Source organism: Thermostichus sp. MS-CIW-23 (assembly GCF_054059455.1).
In genome coordinates this window covers 1-4,650 of record NZ_JBSSCC010000073.1, presented here as the reverse complement: position 1 = coordinate 4,650, position 4,650 = coordinate 1, and the positions used below count along the sequence as shown (strand labels likewise).

The window sequence follows — 4,650 nt, the reverse complement described above, 5'->3', positions numbered from 1 at the left end:
CTCCGTCCCGCTAACGCGAATGGAAACAAACAGAATGCTATCGCTGCATAGTTGAACAGTGATGTTCAGCAGTGTTCAGCGTAAATGTATCAGCACATCCGGCATCAACTCCTGAAACCGGATGTCTTGCACCCCTGCCACACACTCGGTACGGGCGAAGTAGGCATCGGCCCGATCCCCTCCTTCCTGGCGCTTGCGGGCGTTGTAGACCAAAAACTTGGTCACCTCTCCCAAGGCGCGGCCTTCTTTGCGCAGGTACACGATCACCCCGGCTCCACCGGCTTGGGCCGTCTTAACGCATTCTTCAATGCCATGCACCAGATAGGGGCGGCAGGTGCAAATATCCGAGCCAAACACATCGGAACCATTGCATTCGTCGTGAACCCGCACCGCCAGGGGCAAGGCCGGGTCGGTGATGGCAGCCACCTGCCCGATGATGTACGCCGTCTGGCCACCGATGGGCGGCAAAAACACCGATAGGTCTGGACGGGTCACCAATTCTGGAAACATGCCTCCCGTTTGCTCGAAGAGGATGCGGCGCAGCAGGCTTTCGCTCACCTGCAATCGTTTGGCGATCCCCGGCAGGTACCAGACCGGCTCGATTGCGGCTTTGGTGACCACCAGGCTGCCATTGTCTTTGAGGATCCGGCCATCCACCCGCAACCGCCCTTTGTTGACCGCCTCCTGCAGTTCGGGCATGTGGATGTGGGCCTGAGTAATGGCAATAGTAGGGCGAATATCGTAGCCCTGGGCATAGAGGGGAGCAAAGACTTCTCCCACAACCGCTCCCCAGGGATCCAAGGACACAATCCGGTCTGGATCTCCCCAGCTTGGGTGAGGGCCAATCGACACCACCGGGGCAGTATGGGTTAAATCGGCGCGGTGATCCGCCTGCAAAGAGCCACTGGCCACAGCCAATGCCCGATAGACAGCGTAGGCTCCCGCATGGGTGCCGATGACATTGCGATGGGCAAGATTGGTCAGGCTACCCACCACCGGCCCCCGCTGCAGTGGATCCAAGGATCCCCAGCGAATCGGCTGGGCTTGCGTCCCATAAGGGGAGGGATGGGAGGTGAGAACAATGTGATGAGGACGGGAGGAAGGTTCGCTCATGGTCCTCAAATGCCTGGAAAATGGAAGAATCTGGAGAAAACAGAATTATAGGCGATCCCCAGCCGTTTCAAGAGAGCTTGCCCCTTCTTTTGGGGTGCTTAGACAACGATTTTGGCCAAACCCAAGGGGCGGATCCCTGCCGGCGAAACCTCGACCCGATAGGGCAACATCTCCACTCCGGCTTGCAGGGCCTCACGAAACAGACGGGCATAGCGGGGATCCCGTTCTTCGCCGGGGGCAAACTCGGTGCAATCGGCGCGATTGATCCAGTACAGCAGCAGGGCACGCTGACCCTGTTGGCGCACCGCGATCAAATCTTCCAGGTGTTTTTGGCCGCGAGTGGTCACCGTATCGGGAAACAGCGCGCGGGATCCCTTGGCCCAGGTGGTGTTCTTCACCTCCAGATAGGCCGAGCCAGCGTCTCCTGTCAGCAGAAAGTCGATTTTGCTCTTGCCGCAGGTCACCTCCCGTTGCCGGCGGGAAAATCCTGCCAACTGGGGAAACCACCCTCGCTCCAGCCCCCATTCCACCAGGCGATTGGGCAAGCTGGTGTTGATCCCCACCCATACCCCATCCACCTGGATCATTTCCCAGGTGTAGGCCAGTTTCCGTTTTGGCTCCGGGTGATGGGAGAGGTACACAGGTGCCCCCACCTGACAGACCCCACTCATCGGCCCCGTGTTGGGGCAATGGGCGATGATCTGTTGCCCGTTTTCCAGCTCCACATCGGCCAAAAACCGCTTGTAGCGGCTGCGCAGCACCCCTCTGTGCAAGGGGCTCGAAAAGCGGTAAGGTACCGGCCCATCCCCGCACTCCATCCCCAAAGCCTCTCCTTTCGTAGGTATTTTTCTTTAGGATTTTGGAAATCTTCTCCGGGGATCGTCTCTCCTGCGCTAGGGTAAATCATGTGTCCCAGGGCTTGGGGCACCCTCTTACAGCTCTTTCCGACTTCATGGGAATTCTGCAGATCACTCTGCGAAGCAGTAAGATCCCTATCGCACAAGAGATGCGTCTGCATTATCTGTAGTCGGTGCTGCCGGAAAGAGCTGTATTGGCGATTAAACCCATTTAACACCTCGTTTTTTCTGCCCTTTTGTCAAAACTTGGAGAAGAAAACCCGAATGCTGCGTCTTGATCCTGATCCCAGTTTTCAGCCTGGGGATTCCTTGCAGGACAACCGTGGGCGTGTGGCCATATTCATCGACGGGTCTAATCTGTTCTACGCCGCTCTGCAACTGGGCATTGAGATCGACTACACCCGCCTGCTGAAGACGCTGAGTGGTCGGTCGCCCCTTTTGCGCTCTTTTTTCTACACCGGCGTCGATCGCAACAACGAAAAGCAGCAGGGGTTTTTGCTCTGGATGCGCCGCAATGGCTACCGCGTGGTTACCAAAGAGCTAACCCAGTTGCCCGATGGATCCAAGAGAGCCAACCTGGATGTGGAAATTGCCGTGGATATGCTGTCGCTGGTGCGCTGGTATGAGACGGCTGTGCTGGTGAGCGGTGATGGGGACTTGGCCTACGCGGTCAATGCCGTCAGCTACCAAGGGGCGCGAGTGGAGGTGGTTAGCCTGCGTTCCATGACCAGCGATCAACTGATCAACTTGGCGGATCGCTACATCGACCTGGAATCCATCAAAGACCAAATCAAGAAGACCAACCGTCCCTCCTCCGCCTACCTGTACCGACCGGGGTTCACCGCCGATGAGGAGGACGAGGGATAACTTTCCCTCCCCCACAGGGAGAAGAGAAAGCAGAGCAACGGGGGGCTTACTGGGCTTTCCAATTTGAAGGGATCCCTTGCAGCAGGTAAACCGGGTTCAGGGGGGCAAAGCGGGTGCCCTCGGCCAGGACGGCAGAGCGGGAGATCTGAACGTGATCTACTCGAACTTGCCAGCCGCGCGAACGCAGCCATTGCAGGGCCTCGCTGCAGGTTTCTAGGGTAGCGAAGTTGGCCACCAAGATCCCTCCAGGCCGCAGGCGGGCTTCCACCACCGGCAGCAGGTCGCGGATCCCTTTGCCGCCGCCGCCCAGCACCACCCGATCTGGGTCGGGCAAGTTGGCCAACACTTGGGGGGCTGCCCCCGGGATCACCTGCAGGTTCTCTGGGCCAAAGCGTTGCCGGTTGCGCCGAATCAGACAGATGCCCATGGCGTTGCGCTCGACAGCATAGACCTGGAGCCGAGAAGAGAGGCGGGCTATTTCGATGGCCACCGAGCCGGTGCCGGCACCGATATCCCACACCACGCCCTCTTGGGGGAGCTGCAGGGATCCTAAGGTGAGCAGGCGGATGGGCTGCTTGGTGATCAAGCCGGGCTGGTCGGGAAAGGTGTAGAACTGGTCGTCCGGGATCCCGACCAAAGGCCAGCGATGGGGATCTGGCTCCGGCTCTACTCGTCGCAGCACCACAACGTTGGGGCTGGGGAAAACGGCGTCTTCCCCTTCTTGGAGGGGCACGACCTGTTCTTGAGGGGATCCCAGTTGACTACAGACCCAGGCTTGGTAACGCACCGGCAGCCGCAGGTCGGCAATGAACTGGGCCAAGACGGTCGGTGTATGCTCCGGATCGGTGAGCACCACGATCACAGGGGATCCCTGCTTGAGAACGGCTTCCAACCGCTCCACTCCCCGCCCGTGCAGGCTGAGGATGGTCGCCTCCTGCCAGGGGATCTGCAGGCGGTTCAGGGCCAGCTGCACCGAGCTCACCTGCGGATAGAAGGCCAACCGCTCCGCTGGGAAATACTCCGTCAACAGCCGCCCGATCCCGAAAAAAAGCGGATCCCCGCTGGCCAACAAGACCAGGGATCCCTGAGCCATCTCCTGCTGCAAAAGTGGGATCCAACTTTCCACTGGCCCGGTGAGCGGGATCTTGCGGGCCGGATGATCGGTAAAGTGCCGGAGCAGATGAGGGGCTCCTGCCAAAACCCTGGCTTGGGAAAGGGGGGGGATCCCCCAGGAAGCCACAGAGCCATCCCCCGCTACCCCTACGACCGCAAGCTGAGGTGACCGCCCAGGTGCTGCCGTAGCCATTTAACGTTCGACAGGTGGGTGGTATTGGCGCATGTGATTGAGAAAATCCAGTCGCAGCTCCGCCACTTCCCGTTGCATTTCCCGCATCTCCCGAATAAAGCTGAGTTGAGCCTCGATCAGGCGGCCATCGCGCTCCCGAAATTGCTCCATCATCATGGCTTGCGCTTCCCTCAGTTCGGCAAACCCAGCCTGCATATCTCGGCGGCACTCCTGTATGGCCACCTCCAGCTCGTCTCCCCGCTCTTCGTTCTGTCGAATCCGCTCCTGGTTCTGTTGGATCAACGCCCTGATCTCCTGGATTTCGGTCTGGAGTTGGGCTTCCATAGCCTGCCGCTCGGCCCGCATTTCGGCCATCTGGGCCTCAAAGCGCTCGGCAGATCGTTGCTGCTCGGCCCGCATTTCGGCCATCTGAGCCTCAAAGCGCTCGGCAGATCGTTGCTGTTCAGCCCGGATCTCGGAGATTTGGGCTGCAAAGGCCTGCCGCATCTCAACCATCTGAGCCTCAAA

The 4,650-nt window shown here is 59.4% G+C and carries 3 protein-coding genes and 2 pseudogenes; 1 reads left to right on the top strand and 4 read right to left on the bottom strand.

Going from position 1 to position 4,650, the window contains the following annotated elements:
* Positions 1-90: 90 nt before the first annotated feature.
* Together ACVW0B_RS14175 and sfsA are read right to left on the bottom strand one after the other, a co-directional pair.
* Positions 91-1,113: pseudogene (locus ACVW0B_RS14175) on the bottom strand (GTP cyclohydrolase II); the annotation flags it as partial.
* 98 nt (positions 1,114-1,211) lie between these two features.
* Positions 1,212-1,931, bottom strand: coding sequence for a DNA/RNA nuclease SfsA (gene sfsA / locus ACVW0B_RS14170; RefSeq protein ID WP_457491979.1), 720 nt, complete (start codon positions 1,929-1,931; stop codon positions 1,212-1,214).
* 303 nt (positions 1,932-2,234) lie between these two features.
* On the opposite strand from sfsA, the gene ACVW0B_RS14165 reads away from it, so the two are divergent.
* The gene (locus tag ACVW0B_RS14165) at positions 2,235-2,837 is read left to right on the top strand and encodes a LabA-like NYN domain-containing protein (protein WP_011431895.1); all 603 of its coding nucleotides are present in this window, start codon (positions 2,235-2,237) and stop codon (positions 2,835-2,837) included.
* Between the two features lie 46 nt (positions 2,838-2,883).
* Here ACVW0B_RS14165 and cbiE read toward each other — a convergent pair whose 3' ends face one another.
* Together cbiE and ACVW0B_RS14155 are read right to left on the bottom strand one after the other, a co-directional pair.
* The gene (gene cbiE / locus ACVW0B_RS14160) at positions 2,884-4,143 is read right to left on the bottom strand and encodes a precorrin-6y C5,15-methyltransferase (decarboxylating) subunit CbiE (RefSeq protein WP_457398042.1); all 1,260 of its coding nucleotides are present in this window, start codon (positions 4,141-4,143) and stop codon (positions 2,884-2,886) included.
* Positions 4,144-4,650: pseudogene (locus tag ACVW0B_RS14155) on the bottom strand (hypothetical protein); the annotation flags it as partial.

Coding starts and splice junctions, on each gene's coding strand:
- sfsA (WP_457491979.1), bottom strand. CDS start 1,931: ATGGAGTGCGGGGATGGGCCGGTACCTTACCGCTTTTCGAGCCCCTTG.
- ACVW0B_RS14165 (WP_011431895.1), top strand. CDS start 2,235: ATGCTGCGTCTTGATCCTGATCCCAGTTTTCAGCCTGGGGATTCCTTG.
- cbiE (WP_457398042.1), bottom strand. CDS start 4,143: ATGGCTACGGCAGCACCTGGGCGGTCACCTCAGCTTGCGGTCGTAGGG.